Raw genomic sequence first — 17,458 nt, forward strand, 5'->3', positions numbered from 1 at the left:
CATGACCAACCCGATCCTGTCCGACTGGACCACCCCATTCGAAATAGCCCCTTTCGCCGATATTTCGGACGAAGATTTTGCACCGGCTTTGGATCAGGCGATGACTGCGCATAACGCGCAGATCGACGCGATTGCAGCAAATGCAGAGGCCCCTACTTTCGCGAACACGGTGGAAGCCCTTGAGGCTGCGGGCGAGCAGCTGGACAAGGTTCTGTCGGTCTTCTTCACTGTTGCAGGCGCAGACAGCAACCCCAAGCGGGAAGAGTTGCAGCGCGCGTTTTCACCCAAGCTGTCGGCGCATTTCTCGGGAATTTCCTCGAACAAGGCGCTGTTTGAACGCGTTGCAAACCTTTGGGCGCGGCGCGAAAACCTGAACCTGACCGAGGAACAGGCACGCGTTCTGATGCTTACCCATCGGGGCTTTGTTCGTGCAGGCGCGGCGTTGGACGGGGACAAAGACGCTCGTATACAAGAAATCAAGTCGCGCCTCGCCTCGTTGGGGACATCCTTTACCCAGAACCTGCTGGCGGATGAGCGGGATTGGTTCATGAACCTGACCGAAGAAGATCTGTGGGGCCTGCCGGAATTCGTTGTGAATGCGGCACGGGCTGCTGGTGCGGAAAAGGGCGCCGTGGGGCCGGTTGTTACCCTCTCCCGGTCGCTGATCGTGCCGTTTCTTCAGTTTTCACCCCGTAGGGATCTGCGCGAAAAAGCCTATCGCGCCTGGGCTGCCCGCGGGGCGAATGGTGGCGAGACCGACAATCGCGACATCGCAGCTGAGATTCTGGGCTTGCGTGAGGAACGCGCCAAGCTGTTGGGCTATGACAACTTCGCCGATTACAAGCTGGAAACTGAAATGGCTCGTACTCCGGACCGGGTACGTGAGTTGTTGATGCAGGTGTGGGAACCTGCCAAGGCCCGCGCCGATGCGGACGCGGAAATCCTGACCCAGATGATGCAGAAAGACGGTGTCAACGGCCCGCTGGAAGCATGGGACTGGCGCTATTACGCTGAAAAGCGGCGCAAGGCGGAACATGATCTGGATGAGGCGGAACTGAAACCCTACCTGCAACTGGACCGGATGATCGAGGCATCGTTTGCTTGTGCAAACCGCCTGTTCGGGCTGGAATTCAAGCCTTTGAACGTGCCGCTTTATCACCCGGATTGCCGCGCGTGGGAAGTTACGCGCAACGGTCGGCATGTCGCCGTGTTCATCGGTGACTACTTTGCACGGGGGTCAAAGCGATCAGGTGCCTGGTGCAGCGCGATGCGGGCACAGGCCAGATTCCCGAAAGAACAGGCACCGATTGTCATCAATGTCTGCAACTTCGCCAAGGGTGATCCGGCACTGCTGTCTTATGACGATGCACGCACCCTGTTCCACGAGTTTGGCCACGCCTTGCACCAGATGCTGTCCAACGTGACCTATGAAAGCATCTCGGGTACTTCGGTTGCGCGCGATTTTGTCGAACTGCCCAGCCAGCTTTATGAACACTGGTTGGAAGTGCCCGAAGTTCTGGCCGAGTTTGCCACCCATGCCGAAACGGGCGAACCGATGCCGCAGGAGATGCTTGAAAAAGTGCTGAACGCCGCCAATTTCGACCAGGGGTTCCAGACGGTGGAATATGTCGCCTCGGCCCTTGTCGATCTGGCCTTCCACGATGGCGACGCCCCGGCAGACCCGATGGCAAAACAGGCCGAAGTTCTTGCCGGGTTGGGGATGCCGCAAGCCATTGGAATGCGCCACGCCACGCCCCACTTTGCGCATGTTTTCGCAGGCGATGGCTATAGCTCGGGCTACTACAGCTATATGTGGTCCGAGGTGATGGATGCTGACGCCTTTGCGGCCTTCGAAGAAGCAGGTGGTGCCTTTGATCCTGAACGGGCCAAAGCGCTGGAAGACAATATCTTGTCCACCGGCGGTTCGCGCGAGGCAGAGGATTTGTATCTGGCGTTCCGGGGACGATTGCCGGGCGTGGATGCCCTGTTGAAAGGCCGCGGTCTGATTGCGGCGTGACGTCAGTAGCCCAGCGTGCGGTCGACCAGGTGCACAAAGGGCTCGCCGGATTCCCCGCGCCGGATGTTTTCGCAAATGACCTGTGCGGCAGTGATCGGGCGGGTCTCGGACGCGATATGCGGGGTCACGGTGACATTCGGATGCGCCCAATAGGGGTGATCGGTGGGCAAGGGCTCGACACGGAACACATCCAGCGTTGCGTGGCCCACCTGGCCCGAGTTCAGGGCATCCAATAGCGCATCATCATCAATCAGCGGCCCGCGTCCCGGGTTGATGATACGCGCACCTTTGGGAAGCAGGGCCAGCGTTTCCGCATTCAGCGCGTTTTCAGTGGCAGGTGTATTGGGCAGCAACAAGACTATGATTTCGGCGTGAGAAAGCGCCTGGCGCAGCCCTTCGGCACCATGCAGGCAGGTTACGCCGGGGATGTTCTTGACTGTACGGCTCCAGCCAGAGACCCGAAACTCAAGCGCGGTCAGCGCGCGGGCCACCGCTTCGCCCAATGCTCCAAGCCCCAGAATACAAACGTTGCGCTCTTGCGCCAGCGGTGGGACATCTGGGGTCCAGACACCGTCCTGTACCGTGATGTGCCGGTCCATCCCCAGATGGTAGCGCAACACGTGGCCAACCACCCACTCGATCATGCCTTGCGTCAGACCGTGATCCACCATCCGCGCCAATGGAACGATCAGTGTTTCGTTACCCACGATTTTTTCGACACCGGCCCAAAGGCTCAGCACCGCTTTCAGGCGCGTGAAAGGTCTGAAATCCTGTACCCCTCCGTTTGGGGCGTAAACAACGTAATCGACCTGATCCGGTTCGAACTCGGTTCCTAGCTGGACGTCCAGACCCGCCTCATCAAGATATTGTGTCAGCAGCGGCTGATACACCGGCCAAAGGGCAGGGCGCGCGGAAAACAGGACGTTCACAGACATCAGAGCCCTTTCAGATCAACGGGGGCGGTGAATATGGGCGCTTTGGACGATGCCAAAGGCTGCCATCAGAACAAGCATGGCCGAGCCACCATAGCTGACCATTGGCAGTGGTACACCCACGACAGGGGCCATGCCCATTACCATTGACATGTTGACGGCAAAAAACAGGAAGAAGTTCAGCGCGATACCCAGCGTGACCAGAGATGAAAACCGGTCCTTGGTTGCCAGGGCCGTGACCATGCAGAAAACCAGAATCAAGGCATAAAGGGTCAACAGGGTCGTTCCCCCGACAAATCCGAACTCTTCGGCCAACGTCGTGAAAATGAAATCGGTATGCTTCTCGGGCAGGAAGTTCAGGCGGGACTGCGTGCCTTGCATGAAACCACGCCCGTTCCATCCCCCGGACCCCAAGGCAATCTTGGACTGGGTAATGTGGTATCCGGCCCCCAATGGGTCGGTGGACGGGTCCAGAAAGGTGTCGATGCGCCGAAACTGATAGTCCTTCAATAATTGCCAGTCGGTCCCACGGCTGTTGAACACAGCGGCGATCAGGCCCACGACAGCAGCAATAACGGCGGCAAAATAGGCCCAGTGAACCCCTGCCAGAAACATCAACCCACCTCCTGCGGCCAGAAGCAGGATGGATGTGCCAAGATCGGGCTGTTTCAGAACCAGCAAGGTAGGCAAGATGATCAGGACAACCGGAATAAGAACCCAAAGCGGACGAGACGTTTTGTGCGAGGGAAGCCAGTCGTAATAAGCTGCAAGCAACATGACCAGCGTGACTTTCATGACCTCTGAGGGTTGCAGGCGCATAAACCCAAGGTCGATCCAGCGCTGTGCACCCATGCCGATGGTGCCGAACAGTTCAACAAATACCAGCAAAGCCACCGAGCCGAGATAGGCCAGCACCGACATGTTGCGCCAGAACCAAATCGGAACCAGTGCGATGATGAACATCACTGTCAGGCCAAGCCCGAAACGTTCCATTTGCGGCTCGGCCCAGGGCGTCCACGAACCGCCTGCAACGGAGTACAGCATCAGAAAGCCCGCGCTGGCGGTGCTGATCAGCAGCAACGTCAGCGGCCAGTTCATATACAGGAACTTGCGAAACCCCGACGGCGTGGATTTGACGGCATATTCAAGATAGCTCATGCACGGTCCTTTCCATCCGGTCGCGCCTTGGGGCGCTTGTCACCCTCCAGCCGTTTTTGCTGTTCCTTGATGCGTTCGCGGTCGGCAACCGGGTATGCCTCAAGCGGCGGAGTGCCGTCATAAAGAGCTTGCAGCATGATGTCGCGTGCAACCGGGGCTGCGGCTGTGGACCCGCCGCCGCCATGCTCAACAACCACGGCCACCGCATATTTTGGGTTGTCATACGGTGCGAAGCAAACGAACAGCGCGTGGTCGCGACGCTCCCACGGCAAGTCCTCGTTTCGGATCACGCCTGCGGCCCGTTCTGCTTTGGTGATGTTTCGAACCTGGCTGGTTCCGGTTTTCCCCGCCATCCGGAACTCATCCGCGATGATGCGGCTTCGATATGCCGTTCCCCGCCTGTCATTCGAGACCGAGAACATGGCCTTGCGGACCTGTTCCAGATTGTAAGAATTAAGGCCCAGTGGTTCTCCGGCGCCCGAGGGTTGTTCAACACCGTCGATCGAGCGCACCAGGCGCGGCGTGACCGCGCGACCGGTGGCGATGCGGGCGGCCATCACAGAAAGCTGCAGCGGTGAAGCCAGCATGAATCCCTGGCCGATGGACGCGTTTGCCGTATCGCCCACAAGCCACTCCTGACCGTGCGCGCGCTGCTTCCATTCCTGATTGGGGGCCAGCCCATCCGCCACCGCTGACATAGGGATGTCATGCTTGACCCCCAGTCCCAAAGTGCGGGCCATGTCAGAGATCTTGTCGATGCCAACCCGCAGAGCCACGTCATAGTAATAGACATCGCAGCTGCGTTTCAGCGAAAGGTTGAGGTCGACCGTTCCGTGCCCGCCACGCTTCCAGCAATGGAAGCGACGGCTGCCGACCTTCAGGTGTCCGGGGCAGTACACGGTGTTGCCGGGAGAGACTACGCCAGCTTCCAACGCGGCCAGCGCGGTGACCATCTTGAAGGTCGATCCCGGAGGATAAGTTCCTTGCACGGATTTATTCGCCAACGGACGGTACTTGTCTTCTGTCAATGCCCGGTAATCGGCGACCGAAATGCCACGAACAAACAGGTTCGGATCAAAACTGGGTGCCGAGGCGACCGCACGCAGATCACCGGTTACGCAGTCTATGACAACTGCGGCTGCACTTTCGCCCGCCAGTCGCGCCTGTGCATATTGTTGCAGATCAGCGTCGATGGACAGTTGCAGGTCTGCGCCGGGTTGTCCTTCCTGCCGGTCAAGCTCGCGCATGACGCGGCCCGTCGCGTTGACCTCGACCCGCTTTGCACCGGCCTTGCCGCGCAGTTCGATTTCCTGCTTGGCCTCAAGGCCAACCTTTCCAATCTGGAACCTTGGAATGCGCAATACCGGCTCAGGGTCTTCTATCTTGCTGAGGTCATAGTCGCTGACCGGGCCAACATAGCCGACGATATGTGCGAAATCCTCGTATCGTGGGTATTGCCGTGTCAGGCCGACCTCGGGCGTTACGCCCGGCAGCGCCGGAGCATTGACCGCAACCTTCGAGATATCCTCCCACGTAACCTGATCCGCCAGCGTCACCGGCAGAAACGGCGCCGAGCGGCGCATTTCAGTCCTGGCGCGCTCGATCTCATCTTCGTTCAGAGGGATCAGTTCCGACAGTTTGGCGATGACTTTTTCCACGTCATCGGCGTCTTCACGCACGATGACGATGCGATAGGAAGGTGAGTTCTGGCCGATGATCTGGCCGTTCCGGTCATAGATACGCCCACGGGTCGGCGGGATAAGCCGGATGTTGATACGGTTTTCTTCGGCCAACAGGCGGTATTCGTCGGCCTGTTCGACCTGCATGAACCGCATTCGTGCCGCCAGACCGCCTATGAACACCGCCTGTAGACCACCCAGCAACAGCGCTCTGCGTGGCAGGCGCTTATAGGCAAGGCCCTGGGATTTGGGTTTACGCTGTTTCATGCCCGGCTTCCCACAGCGCTGACATCAGCAGCGGATATGCGGCGAACCCCCAACGCGCTTTGGCTAAGCAACACGACCAACGGGTAGACAGCGACCGTCAGCACAAGCTGAATCACGACCGGCCCCAATGCGGCCTGTTGCACGGACATCACCGATAGTACGACCCTGTTCATCAAAATGACCGCCGTGATCACAATGCCGACAGACATCCATTCTCCGGCAAATCCCGCATCCCTCATACCCAACGCCGCTGACCGCAAATAGGCCGACCCGACTACGGTCAGCGCTGCCAAAAGGCCCGGTGGACGTTGCAGTAGAAAGTCGGCCATCAGCATGACAAGCGCAACCAATACAGTCGGGACGTAATCGGGCCGCCGTAGCACCCAGGCAAAAGTCAGGGCAATCAGGACGTCGGGAAAAGGCCAACGATCGGGTTGAGCGTCCAACGGCAACAGATGCAGAAACAGCACAGCAAAAGCCAGCAAGGCATAAAGGCTGCGCATGGCCCAGATTTGCGAGGCCGGTCTATCCATCGCTGACCTCATCCGGGGTCAGCGCCGCCTCTGGGCGGGTGGGCCCGACTATACTGCCCGGATCCTGAATGGGCGGAGCCGAGTGAAACCGCAGAACCCTGAGAAATTCGAGCCTTTCGAAATCTGCCGACAGGCGGACCCGCAGGCGCCCCCCGGGATCTGCCGCAATTTGACCGATCAGCAGGCCCGCAGGAAACACGCCGCCATCACCCGAAGTGATCACCCGGTCGCCGGGGCGAACCAGCTCGCGGTTTTCAAGAAACTCCACCGCGGGCGCGGGGTTGTTGTCGCCTTTGATTAGCGCGGTCTGGCCAGAAGGTTGAATGGTTGCGGGAATCGCGCTGGTGGCATCCGTCACAAGGATCACGCGTGCCGTGTCAGGGCCAACACCTGATATCCTGCCGACCAGGCCAATGCCGTCCATCGTGGCCCATCCATCCACGATCCCGTCACGCTCTCCGACATTCAGCAGAACGGATTGCCGGAATGGCGACCCGCTGTCGGCCATGACAACGCCGGTGATATAAGTCAGACGCGGGTCAAGGCGGACATTGTTCAAATCCAGCAGTCGCGCGTTTTCCTGTTCAAGCTGCAAAGCAGCCTCTTTCCAGGCGCGCATCAGGCGCAGTTCGCTACGCAGTTCCCGGTTCTGCTCGCTCAGGCGCTGATAGCTTTGGAAGTCACGCACCAGATTGACGGCGGCAGTCACGGGGACCATGGCCCATTCCATCGACGGTACAACCGTATCCACGATCCGCGCGCGGAACCGTTCAACGCGCGGGCTGTCGATGCGCCACAGAAGGAAGATACCAAGCAGGCACAGCACAACGATCCCCAGCAACAAACGTCGCAGGGGGGTAGTGTACTCATCGCGCTGTGATCGGTCTTTTGCCACAGGTTACCTTCCCGTGCTGCTCGCGCCGACATAACCCTATCTTCCGAGGGTGCGCGCCTTAGCTTTCGTAGTCAATCGCGTGGCGCAGCTGTTTTTCATATTCCAGTGCTTTGCCGGTGCCCAAAGCCACACAATTCAGGCTTTCGTCCGCAATGGATACCGCCAGGCCGGTCTGTTCGCGTAGGGCCAGGTCCAGATCGCCCAGCAGCGCGCCGCCGCCGGTCAGCATCACACCACGGTCGACAATGTCCGCAGCCAAATCGGGGGGCGTTGTCTCAAGCGCGGTCATAACCGCCTCGCAGATCTGTTGCACGGGCTCTGACAGCGCTTCGGCCACCTGGGCCTGGCTGATCTCGATTTCCTTGGGCACGCCGTTCAACAGATCACGCCCCCGGATATGCATCGACTGACCGCGCCCGTCGTCGGGCATGCGGGCGGTACCAATGGTTGTCTTGATGCGTTCAGCCGTGGATTCACCTACCAGCAGGTTCTGCTGGCGACGCAGGTAGGAAATGATGGCCTCGTCCATCCGGTCACCACCAACGCGGACCGAACGGGCATAGACAATGTCTCCCAACGACAGAACAGCAACCTCGGTAGTGCCCCCGCCAATATCAACAACCATGTTGCCGGTCGGGTCGGTGATCGGCATGCCGGCCCCGATTGCGGCCGCAATCGGTTCGGCAATCAGGCCCGCGCGACGGGCACCTGCTGACAGGACCGACTGCCGGATTGCACGTTTTTCGACCGGGGTTGCGCCATGGGGAACGCAGACAATGATCTTGGGTTTCGAGAAGGTCGAGCGTTTGTGCACCTTGCGGATGAAGTGCTTGATCATTTCTTCGGCAGTATCAAAATCCGCGATCACACCTTCACGCATGGGGCGGATGGCTTCGATCGAACCGGGCGTCCGACCCAGCATCAGCTTGGCATCTTCGCCAACAGCCAGAACTTTCTTCACACCGTCTTTGACGTGATAGGCCACAACCGAAGGTTCAGACAGGATGACACCGCGCCCCTTGACGTAAACCAGCGTGTTTGCTGTTCCAAGGTCGATAGCCATGTCCGCTGTGAACAGGCCGCCCAGATTGCCAAAGATCCCCATGTTTTCCCTGATCCTGTAATGTCGGTTTTCTACTGCCCGCGACTCGACGGTTCCGGGACGGATGACTTATAGGGTGCCATCACGCCCGGTAAAAGGGCTGATTCCGCGACAATCAGCACCTTTCCGCCTTATTGAATGGGACTTTAGAAGGCAAAATGCTCTCTTATCAACACATTTACCACGCCGGGAATCTGGCGGATGTCCAAAAGCACGCTTTACTGGCGTGGGTGCTGGATTATCTGACACGCAAGGACAAGCCGCTCAGCTATATCGAAACGCATTCCGGGCGTGGGTTGTATCGGTTGGATGCAGACGAATCCATTCGGACAGGAGAGGCAGAGGCAGGGATCGGTCGCGCACAGCGGGAAGGGTGGTTCGGGCCCGACCACCCGATGGCGCAGGTCCTGAAGCAGGTACAGGCCCGGTACGGCGACATGGCCTATCCAGGATCGCCGATGATTGCTGCGACTATGTTGCGGGAACAGGACAGTTTGCACCTCGCGGAACTGCACCCACAGGAATTTGCGGCCCTGTCGTTGGCGATGTCGCCGTTTGGGGCGAAAGTCTATCAGCAGGATGGGTTCGATCTGGCGCAGTCCTTGCTGCCTCCAGCTCCGCGCCGGGGCATGATGCTGATTGACCCCAGTTACGAGGTGAAAGTCGATTATGACCGCTTGCCCGGCATTATCGCCAAGCTGCACCGCAAGTGGAATGTGGGCGTGATTGCCCTTTGGTACCCGATCCTGACGGACAATCGACATACCGGGATGACTGCGGCGCTCAAATCGCGAAACTACCCCAAAGCCATTTGCCACGAAGTGACATTCCCGCCTGCGCGTGAGGGGCACCGGATGATTGGGTCAGGTATGTTTGTTGTGAACGCGCCGTTCGGTATCGGCGACGAAATGAACCGCCTTTCCAAGCTTTTCGCGCAGCTTTAGCTGCAGACGAGACGCTGGTCGGGATAAAGCACCCAATCCATCACCGTGGGTCGTGTTGGATTTTCCGGGCAACCAAACTTGCGGTTGCCCGGATGATTTACGCAATCACGTCAGGTCTTTATAGCTGATCTCGCGCGCATCCGCGCCCGGCCCAGCTTTTTCACGGCGCACAATCAGGCGGTTGAGAGCGTGGATATAAGCCTTTGCTGACGCCACGACGGTGTCGGTGTTTGCCGACTGGCCGGTTGCGATCATTCCATCCTCTTCCAGGCGCACGGAAACCGTCGCCTGTGCGTCCGTGCCCTCGGTTACGGCATGAACCTGATAAAGCTGAAGCCGTGCTGTGTTGGGGTAAATCGCACGGATCGCCTTAAAGGTCGCATCCACCGGGCCGTCGCCATGTTCAGTGGCGGTTTTGTCCACGCCTTCAACCTCCAGCTCGACCGTCGATTCCGCCTGACCACCCGTGCCGCAAGTCACCTTCATCGAAACCAGTTGCAGGTGGTCGTCAGCCTCGTCCAGCGTCATCAGTGCAATGAGATCGTCGTCGAACACCTCTTTCTTGCGATCTGCCAGATCCTTGAACCGGACGAAGATATCCTTGAGCTGGTTGTCGCCCACCTCAAACCCCAGCGTTTCGAGCTTGTCGCGCAAGGCTGCGCGGCCCGAATGTTTGCCAAGCGGCAAGGATGTTCCCGAAAGACCAATGTCCTCAGGACGCATGATTTCAAAGTTTTCGCGGTTTTTCAGCATCCCGTCCTGATGGATGCCACTTTCATGGGCAAAAGCGTTCTTGCCGACAATTGCCTTGTTGAACTGCACCGGAAAGCCCGAGACCGTCGCAACCCGACGCGAGATGTGCATGATCTTGGTGGTGTCGATGCCAGTGTGCCACGGCATGATATCGTTGCGCGTGCGCAGTGCCATGACAACTTCTTCCAGCGCCGTGTTGCCAGCGCGTTCGCCCAGACCGTTGATGGTGCATTCGATCTGGCGGGCACCACCTGCCACAGCGGCCAGCGAGTTCGCGGTCGCCATGCCAAGGTCATTGTGGCAATGGGTGGCAAAGATCACGTCATCCGCCCCCGGCACCGTTTCGATCAGACGCTTGATCAGGTCCGCGCTTTCCACCGGAGCGGTATAGCCCACCGTATCCGGGATATTGATCGTGGTTGCCCCAGCCTTGATCGCGATCTCGATCACACGGCAAAGGTAATCCCATTCGGTTCGCGTCGCGTCCATCGGAGACCACTGCACGTTTTCGCACAGGTTGCGCGCGTGGCTGACCGTTTCGTGGATCTTGTCGGCCATCTCGTCCATGGTCAGGTTCGGGATGGCGCGGTGCAGCGGCGAAGTGCCGATGAACGTGTGAATGCGGTTCTTCTCGGCGTGTTTTACCGCCTCCCAGCAGCGGTCGATATCGGCAAAATTTGCACGGGCCAGACCGCAGATGCGGCTGTTTTTCGACCGCTGTGCAATTTCGGTCACAGCCTTGAAATCGCCTTCGGACGCGATGGGGAAACCGGCCTCGATGATATCGACGCCCATGTCGTCCAGCAGCTCGGCGATTTCGAGCTTTTCGTCATGGGTCATGGTGGCGCCGGGGCTCTGCTCGCCGTCGCGCAAAGTGGTATCGAAGATCAAGACGCGGTCTTGGTCGGTCACGTTGGTCATGGGGTTCTCTTTCTTCTTCTGTCCTAAAGCCTATGGCGCGCTGGCGTCCTCCTCTGAGCGGGCGCGCCGGATGGCACGCTCAGAGGCGGATTAGGATCAGTAGGCCACGCAGCGACGCACCGCGAAGGGCGGTGTCGACACAAGGGATATCTGCGCGGTTGATCATGGGATTGAGGTTATACAGAGCCCGCCGGGAATGAAAAGAACCAATTTGCAATACGCGAACTTCTGGCAACTGCCCTTGTTTCGACCGCCTTGATTGTTTGCACAGCGCCGCTAGCTGATCATGGATGGAAACTGCATTGATAATTGGTGCTTCTGGCGGGATAGGCGCAGCTGTTACCGGACGGCTGGTTGAGCAGGGCGTTTCGGTCACGCGGTTGTCCCGGTCGGAGGACGGCTTTGACCTGACCGATCCGGACGGGGTGATGCTGAAGCTTGAAAACCTACCGGGTCAGTTTGATCTGATTCTGGTGGCTTCGGGCGCCTTGGAGATAGACGGCTCTGTGCCGGAAAAGACCATTCGGGCGATTTCAGCCAACGCCATGATGGATCAGTTTGCGTTGAATGCCGTTGGTCCGGCATTGGTGCTAAGCCACGCGTATCATCTGTTGCCGCGACAAAGACGATCTGTATTCGCGGTGCTTTCGGCGCGGGTGGGATCAATCGGGGATAATCGGATAGGTGGTTGGATCAGCTACCGTGCGGCCAAGGCAGCGGTCAATCAGGTCGTCCATACCGCCGCAATTGAATTGGCCCGAACACATAAACAGGCGATTTGCGTCGCCCTTCACCCCGGCACGGTAAAAACAGAGTTCACGAACAAATACCTGGGTCGTCATCCTGCCGTCGAACCTGAAGCCGCCGCCGATAACCTGTTGAACGTGATACGCGGGTTAACGCTCACTGATACCGGAGGGTTCTATGATTGGGCCGGTAAGCGGGTCCCGTGGTGAGCCTTCACCCGTCCGAGGTTCCGGTTGCCTCAGTATTTGCATCAGGGTTGGGTTGCGGGGCAGGGGTGTCAGCGTCGCTCTGCTGGTCCGAGGTCTGATCTGGCAACACGCCGTTTTCCCAGACACCGCTTTCCTCCTGGCCGTTGGCATAGCGCATCGTCCCACTGCCTTGCCGTTTGTTGTCGACAAAGCTGCCCTCATACACATCCCCGTTCGAGTAGGTGGCGGTACCCACGCCGTTGATTTTTCCGTCCGACCAGTCGCCCGTATACTTGAACCCGGCAGGGGTTACGATTTCCCCTTTGCCGTGCCGTTTTCCGTTCAGGAAATCACCGGTGTAGACCGTGCCATCGGAATAGGTCGCCTTGCCTTTGCCCTGACGCACGCCTTCAACCCAGTCGCCGTCATATACCGAGCCATCTGCGCGCGTAACCACACCCTTGCCGTGGCTTTGCGCGTTTTTGAATTGGCCTTTGTAGATCATACCATTGGTATAGGTGGCCGTGCCCTGACCCTCGATAACACCCGCGATCCATTCGCCTTCATAGGTCGATCCGTCCGGATAGGTGATGCTGCCGTTTCCTTCGGCCAGATCGGCAACAAAATCGCCGACATAGACAGAGCCATCCGGATAGGTCACTTCGCCAAGACCTTCAATCTGCCCGGCGTTCCAGTCGCCGGTATACACAAAGCCGTCCGTTCCGGTGAACGTTCCTTTGCCGTGGCGACGGTCGTCGACAAAATCGCCTTCGTACACATCCCCTTGGGCGTGGGTCACTTTGCCCTTGCCGTGGCGGCGCCCTTCTTGAAGTTCGCCTTCGTATACATCGCCATTGGAATAGGTCAGGCTGCCCGTCCCGGTGATCTGGTCCCCGGACCAATCCCCTGAATACACCATTCCGTCGGGCATCGTCTGCGTGCCGGTGCCATCGCGCATGCCTGCGCTGACGTCGCCCTCGTAAACGCTGCCATCGGCATAGGTGATCCTTGCTTTGCCCTGCCGCTCACCGTCGACCCAGTCGCCGTCATAGATATATCCGTCGGGAAAACTCAGCACGCCCTTGCCATGTCGCTGGGCGTTCCTGAATTCACCCTCATAGCGCGTGCCGTTCGTGAATTCAGCGATGCCGGTGCCGTTGATTGACCCGTTGGACCAATCGCCCTCGTAGCTGCTGCCATTGGCATAGATAATCTTGCCGCGCCCTTCGGGCTGACCCTTGGCGAACATGCCTTCGTAGACTGACCCGTCGGGGTAGTGTGTCGTACCCTGACCCTGAATCTCGCCTTCTACCCACTGCCCCGTGTACTCAAACCCATTCGGCAGCCGATACGTTCCTGTCCCGTGCCGCAACCCGTTCTCATAAGTGCCTTCATAGACACCGCCAACTTCATCATCCTTGACGATGACGGTCCCGTCCTGCGCGAAAGCAGTGGCAGCTGTCAGGCTCATCCCCGCCGCCAAAATAGAGTTTCGGATCACGTTCATTTCTGGTCCTGTCTGCCCGGTCGTCGCTGGTGATATCTCTTTCGCAAAACTAAGGTACCGTTGCGGGCAGAGCAACGGCTTTTGCCGCATTGGTCTTTTACTCGCGCAGTGATCTGCTAAATGGCAATAGGACTTACGAGGCAAGAGGGCAGCATGGCCGACCGTTTCCGCATCACTCTGGCGCAACTGAACCCGACCGTTGGCGATATCGAAGGCAACGCGGCCAAGGCCGTTGCGGCATGGGAACAAGGCAAGGCAGCGGGCGCGGATCTGGTGGCCTTCCCCGAGATGTTCATCACCGGCTACAACACGCAGGATCTGGTTCTCAAACCGGTATTCCACCGCGCAGCCATGGCTGCGGTCGAAGCGCTGGCCGCAAAATGCGCTGAAGGTCCTGCAATTGCCATTGGTGGTCCCTGGGTCGACGATGGAAAGCTGTACAACGCCTACCTGATCCTGAAGAGTGGCCGGATCACCAGCAAGGTTCTGAAGCACCACTTGCCGAATGAGACGGTGTTCGACGAAGTGCGCTTGTATGATGCGGGTCCATTGGGTGGGCCGTATTCGGTAGGGAATTTCCGGATTGGCAGCCCGATCTGCGAAGACAGCTGGCACCCGGACGTGGCAGAAACGCTGGAGGAAACCGGGGCCGAGTTTTTGTTGATCCCCAACGGGTCGCCTTATTTTCGGGATAAATACGATGTGCGACTGAACCATATGGTCGCGCGCGTGGTCGAAACCGGCCTGCCGCTGATCTACTTGAATATGGTTGGCGGGCAGGATGATCAGGTCTTTGACGGTGCTAGTTTTGGCCTGAACCCGGGCGGGGAATTGGCGTTCCGGATGCCGGTTTTTGACGAGCTGCTCTCGCAAGTCGATCTTGAGCGCGGCGAAGACGGCTGGCGGATCGCATCAGGTGAAATCGTGCCCCAACCGGATGAGTGGGAGCAGGATTATCGCGCAATGGTGCAGTCCCTTCGCGACTATATGGGAAAAACAGGTTTCAAGAAGGCGCTGCTGGGCTTGTCCGGTGGGGTCGATTCTGCGCTGGTTGCGACCATTGCGGTCGATGCCATCGGGGCCGAAAATGTCCGCTGCGTGATGCTGCCGTCGGAATACACCAGCCAGGCCTCGCTTGACGATGCCGAGGCGGTCGCCAAAGCGCTGGGCGTGCATTATGACTACGTGCCGATCTCGGACAGCCGCGCAGCCGTCACCAGCACTTTGGCACCGCTGTTTGCAGGGCTGGATGAAGGGTTGACCGAAGAAAACATTCAATCCCGCCTGCGCGGGTTGCTGTTGATGGCGATCTCGAACAAGTTCGGCGAAATGCTGTTGACCACCGGCAACAAATCCGAGGTCGCCGTGGGCTATGCCACGATCTATGGCGACATGAACGGCGGCTATAATCCGATCAAGGATCTGTACAAGACCCGTGTGTTCGAAACCTGCCGCTGGCGCAATGCCAATCACCGAGACTGGATGATGGGCCCTGCAGGCGAAGTGATCCGTCCCTCTGTCATCGACAAACCGCCCAGTGCGGAACTGCGCGAAGATCAGAAAGACAGCGATAGCCTGCCGGATTACCCGGTGCTGGACGGAATACTTGAGATCCTGGTCGATCAGGACGGATCGATCGCAGACTGTGTCGCCGCCGGGTACAACGAAGCAGATGCTCAGCGGGTCGAACATCTGGTTTATATCAGCGAGTATAAACGGTTTCAGTCCGCCCCCGGCACGCGCCTGAGCAACCGCGCGTTCTGGCTGGATCGGCGGTATCCAATTGTGAATCGCTGGCGCGATCGCCCCTGATTGCCGCAATTCGCGCGCGGGATTGGAAACAGTAAAGTTTCCGTCCTTTTGATTGTTTTCAGATTTCTCGTTATGGGCCTGCCACGGGCGCTAAAACCGGTCTCTGACTTGTTGTGACGCCAACTTTCTGCCACATTTTGGCTTGAAAATTGCCCTATGTGGGGCGGGTGCGACGCAATTCTCAAAGTCGCGAATTGATTTTGATGAAGTGTGACGCATCCGGGGTTGGATGTCTGAGTAAATGGTTTGGTTTTGACATGTATGAGGAATATCAAGGATCGCATCATGCTCTTTTGAAACGGCGGACGATGGAATCTCCGTCGCAGGAGCTGGATGAGGAAAAGCTGGAAGCGGCGATTGCCGGTGTCCTGAATGAACAGCGGCTGTCCGACGAACAGGCAGCGGCGTCGCTTCGGGCTGAGTTTCCAAGCTTGTTGCCGCAGAAGGACGTAACCGCGCAGACCGTGCAAAAAGACACCGGATTGACCGCGAAGCTGCGTCAGAAATGGGCGGAACTGTCCGGCGCAGCGTGATGTGCTGAGGATTTTCGTTGCCATTGGCGTCTGGGCCACAGGCGTAAAAATAGTGCTGATGTTGTGACAATTCGTGTTGCCAAACTTCTGGGTCTTGGTCCCCATACGGGTTCAGGCGACAGAGTATTGCGTATTTATGACGGCACCAAAACCGAACCCCGTAGAATCCGATCTTGCCCTTCCCAAATCTGTTGATGTTGTCGTTGTTGGCGGCGGCATAATCGGCGTTTCAACCGCGCTGGAACTGGCTGAACGCGGCGCTTCCGTCCTTTTGTGCGAAAAGGGGCAGATTGCAGCTGAACAAAGCTCGCGCAATTGGGGGTGGGTGCGTTTGGGCATGCGTGACCCCCGCGAAATTCCCCTGATGCAAGAGGCGTTGCGGATCTGGCAGACCCTTGATGCCCGCTTGGATGGCAATACCGGCTATGCGCAATCCGGCATTCTTTTCGGCGCGTCCGGCAAGCGGGGAGAAGTCAACCTGAAGCGTTGGATGCGCCATGTGGAAGGATTGCAGACCGGGGCAAAAATGGTGTCGGGACGCGAGTTGGCAGAGTTGTTGCACGGGCACGAAACCGGCCTGGCATCTGCTCTGTACATGCCGCAGGACGGGCGGGCTGAACCGCAATGGGCCGCCCCGGCCATCGCCGAAGCCGCACGTCGTCTAGGTGCTGTGATCATGACAGGCTGCGCTGTGCGAAGTGTGGACATTCAGGATGGGCGTATTGCTGGTGTATTCACCGAACGCGGCAAGGTCGCCTGTGGGCGCGTGGTTTTGGCGGGGGGTGCGTGGTCGCGTCTGTTTGCGGGCAATGCAGGTATCAACCTGCCGCAGCTTAAGGTTCTGAACACAGTTCTGCGGACCTCTCCGGTGAAAGATGGGCCCGAAACTGCGCTATGGTCGGATGATTTTGCGATCCGAAAGCGCGCAGATGGCGGGCACACCATCGCGTCGGGACATCAGAACACGGTTGATATCGTGCCAGACAGTTTCCGGCTGGGGTTGCAGTTTCGTTTTGCCTTTGCGCAGGAATGGAAATCCCTGCGTTTTCGCTGGTCAAAACAGTGGGCTATCGAGGCCCGTCAGAACAGAAAATGGTTGCCGACCGACGTAACCCCGTTCGAGCTGTGCCGGGTTTTGGATCCTGAACCTTCGCAGAAGTTTTTGCGACAAGCCTGGGCCAGTGCACGAAAAGGATTTCCTGCCTTGCAGGACAGTGAAATCGTCCAAAGTTGGGCGGGTATGATTGATGTTACCCCCGACGCCATTCCCGTAATCTCGGGCGTGGATGACATGCCGGGTATGTATATCGCCACCGGCTTTTCCGGCCACGGCTTTGGCATCGGGCCCGGCGCCGGCCGCCTGACGGCTGACCTTGTCACTGATTCAACCCCTTGTGTGGATCCGACCGCGTTCCGTCTGTCTCGGTTCACTGACGGCTCAAAAGTGCGACTGGATCCGGGTTACTAGGG

14 protein-coding genes are annotated in these 17,458 nt (G+C 58.5%); 6 read left to right on the top strand and 8 right to left on the bottom strand.

All coding sequences use genetic code 11. The annotated features are described in order from the left end of the window. Position 1: 1 nt before the first annotated feature. Positions 2-2,017, top strand: a complete 2,016-nt coding sequence (locus AC2FLO_RS20055) for a M3 family metallopeptidase (RefSeq protein WP_496752300.1) — start codon at positions 2-4, stop codon at positions 2,015-2,017. A gap of 2 nt (positions 2,018-2,019) precedes the next feature. Here the strand turns inward: AC2FLO_RS20055 and AC2FLO_RS20060 are convergent, their stop codons facing one another. Genes AC2FLO_RS20060 through AC2FLO_RS20085 form a run of 6 tightly spaced genes read right to left on the bottom strand, consistent with a single transcriptional unit; the run spans position 2,020 to position 8,586 of the window. Continuing rightward, positions 2,020-2,952: a 2-hydroxyacid dehydrogenase gene (locus AC2FLO_RS20060; RefSeq protein ID WP_496752301.1), complete on the bottom strand. Its 933-nt coding sequence runs from the start codon at positions 2,950-2,952 to the stop codon at positions 2,020-2,022. A gap of 15 nt (positions 2,953-2,967) precedes the next feature. Continuing rightward, positions 2,968-4,107, bottom strand: coding sequence for a rod shape-determining protein RodA (gene rodA, locus AC2FLO_RS20065; protein ID WP_209506418.1), 1,140 nt, complete (start codon positions 4,105-4,107; stop codon positions 2,968-2,970). Beyond that, positions 4,104-6,053: a penicillin-binding protein 2 gene (gene mrdA, locus AC2FLO_RS20070; protein WP_480585668.1), complete on the bottom strand. Its 1,950-nt coding sequence runs from the start codon at positions 6,051-6,053 to the stop codon at positions 4,104-4,106. Before mrdA ends, rodA begins: the two co-directional genes overlap by 4 nt. After that, positions 6,050-6,586 (bottom strand): rod shape-determining protein MreD, encoded by a 537-nt coding sequence (locus tag AC2FLO_RS20075; protein ID WP_480483238.1) that lies wholly within the window; start codon positions 6,584-6,586, stop codon positions 6,050-6,052. The genes mrdA and AC2FLO_RS20075 overlap by 4 nt, the downstream gene beginning before the upstream one ends. Next, positions 6,579-7,481 carry a rod shape-determining protein MreC gene (gene mreC / locus AC2FLO_RS20080; RefSeq protein ID WP_209506411.1) on the bottom strand — a complete coding sequence of 301 codons (903 nt, stop codon included), beginning with the start codon at positions 7,479-7,481 and terminating at the stop codon, positions 6,579-6,581. Before mreC ends, AC2FLO_RS20075 begins: the two co-directional genes overlap by 8 nt. A 58-nt stretch (positions 7,482-7,539) precedes the next feature. Beyond that, positions 7,540-8,586: a rod shape-determining protein gene (locus tag AC2FLO_RS20085; protein WP_039523195.1), complete on the bottom strand. Its 1,047-nt coding sequence runs from the start codon at positions 8,584-8,586 to the stop codon at positions 7,540-7,542. Between the two features lie 155 nt (positions 8,587-8,741). On the opposite strand from AC2FLO_RS20085, the gene AC2FLO_RS20090 reads away from it, so the two are divergent. Continuing rightward, the gene (locus AC2FLO_RS20090; protein WP_480585671.1) at positions 8,742-9,527 is read left to right on the top strand and encodes a 23S rRNA (adenine(2030)-N(6))-methyltransferase RlmJ; all 786 of its coding nucleotides are present in this window, start codon (positions 8,742-8,744) and stop codon (positions 9,525-9,527) included. Between the two features lie 105 nt (positions 9,528-9,632). Here AC2FLO_RS20090 and AC2FLO_RS20095 read toward each other — a convergent pair whose 3' ends face one another. Further along, the gene (locus tag AC2FLO_RS20095) at positions 9,633-11,201 is read right to left on the bottom strand and encodes a 2-isopropylmalate synthase (protein ID WP_267365497.1); all 1,569 of its coding nucleotides are present in this window, start codon (positions 11,199-11,201) and stop codon (positions 9,633-9,635) included. A 290-nt stretch (positions 11,202-11,491) separates the two neighbouring features. On the opposite strand from AC2FLO_RS20095, the gene AC2FLO_RS20100 reads away from it, so the two are divergent. Then, positions 11,492-12,157, top strand: a complete 666-nt coding sequence (locus AC2FLO_RS20100) for an SDR family NAD(P)-dependent oxidoreductase (protein WP_496752302.1) — start codon at positions 11,492-11,494, stop codon at positions 12,155-12,157. A gap of 4 nt (positions 12,158-12,161) precedes the next feature. Here AC2FLO_RS20100 and AC2FLO_RS20105 read toward each other — a convergent pair whose 3' ends face one another. Then, the gene (locus AC2FLO_RS20105; RefSeq protein ID WP_496752303.1) at positions 12,162-13,643 is read right to left on the bottom strand and encodes an MORN repeat-containing protein; all 1,482 of its coding nucleotides are present in this window, start codon (positions 13,641-13,643) and stop codon (positions 12,162-12,164) included. Positions 13,644-13,796: 153 nt separating this feature from the next. Between AC2FLO_RS20105 and AC2FLO_RS20110 the strand changes: the two genes are divergently transcribed. From AC2FLO_RS20110 to AC2FLO_RS20120, 3 genes are all read left to right on the top strand, one after another. Then, positions 13,797-15,455 carry an NAD+ synthase gene (locus AC2FLO_RS20110; RefSeq protein WP_480585675.1) on the top strand — a complete coding sequence of 553 codons (1,659 nt, stop codon included), beginning with the start codon at positions 13,797-13,799 and terminating at the stop codon, positions 15,453-15,455. 308 nt (positions 15,456-15,763) lie between these two features. Continuing rightward, a complete protein-coding gene (locus AC2FLO_RS20115; protein ID WP_496752304.1) occupies positions 15,764-15,988 on the top strand; it encodes a hypothetical protein in 225 nt (74 codons plus the stop codon). Positions 15,989-16,124: 136 nt separating this feature from the next. Next, on the top strand, positions 16,125-17,456 hold the full coding sequence (locus tag AC2FLO_RS20120) for an NAD(P)/FAD-dependent oxidoreductase (RefSeq protein WP_496752305.1): 1,332 nt from the start codon (positions 16,125-16,127) through the stop codon (positions 17,454-17,456). Positions 17,457-17,458: the final 2 nt, after the last annotated feature.

It is taken from the genome of Ruegeria sp. TASC047 (assembly GCF_059612445.1).

Coding starts and splice junctions, on each gene's coding strand:
- mrdA (WP_480585668.1), bottom strand. CDS start 6,053: ATGAAACAGCGTAAACCCAAATCCCAGGGCCTTGCCTATAAGCGCCTG.
- AC2FLO_RS20075 (WP_480483238.1), bottom strand. CDS start 6,586: ATGGATAGACCGGCCTCGCAAATCTGGGCCATGCGCAGCCTTTATGCC.
- AC2FLO_RS20105 (WP_496752303.1), bottom strand. CDS start 13,643: ATGAACGTGATCCGAAACTCTATTTTGGCGGCGGGGATGAGCCTGACA.
- AC2FLO_RS20100 (WP_496752302.1), top strand. CDS start 11,492: ATGGAAACTGCATTGATAATTGGTGCTTCTGGCGGGATAGGCGCAGCT.
- AC2FLO_RS20090 (WP_480585671.1), top strand. CDS start 8,742: ATGCTCTCTTATCAACACATTTACCACGCCGGGAATCTGGCGGATGTC.
- rodA (WP_209506418.1), bottom strand. CDS start 4,107: ATGAGCTATCTTGAATATGCCGTCAAATCCACGCCGTCGGGGTTTCGC.
- AC2FLO_RS20115 (WP_496752304.1), top strand. CDS start 15,764: ATGGAATCTCCGTCGCAGGAGCTGGATGAGGAAAAGCTGGAAGCGGCG.
- AC2FLO_RS20055 (WP_496752300.1), top strand. CDS start 2: ATGACCAACCCGATCCTGTCCGACTGGACCACCCCATTCGAAATAGCC.
- AC2FLO_RS20085 (WP_039523195.1), bottom strand. CDS start 8,586: ATGGGGATCTTTGGCAATCTGGGCGGCCTGTTCACAGCGGACATGGCT.
- AC2FLO_RS20120 (WP_496752305.1), top strand. CDS start 16,125: ATGACGGCACCAAAACCGAACCCCGTAGAATCCGATCTTGCCCTTCCC.
- AC2FLO_RS20110 (WP_480585675.1), top strand. CDS start 13,797: ATGGCCGACCGTTTCCGCATCACTCTGGCGCAACTGAACCCGACCGTT.
- AC2FLO_RS20095 (WP_267365497.1), bottom strand. CDS start 11,201: ATGACCAACGTGACCGACCAAGACCGCGTCTTGATCTTCGATACCACT.
- AC2FLO_RS20060 (WP_496752301.1), bottom strand. CDS start 2,952: ATGTCTGTGAACGTCCTGTTTTCCGCGCGCCCTGCCCTTTGGCCGGTG.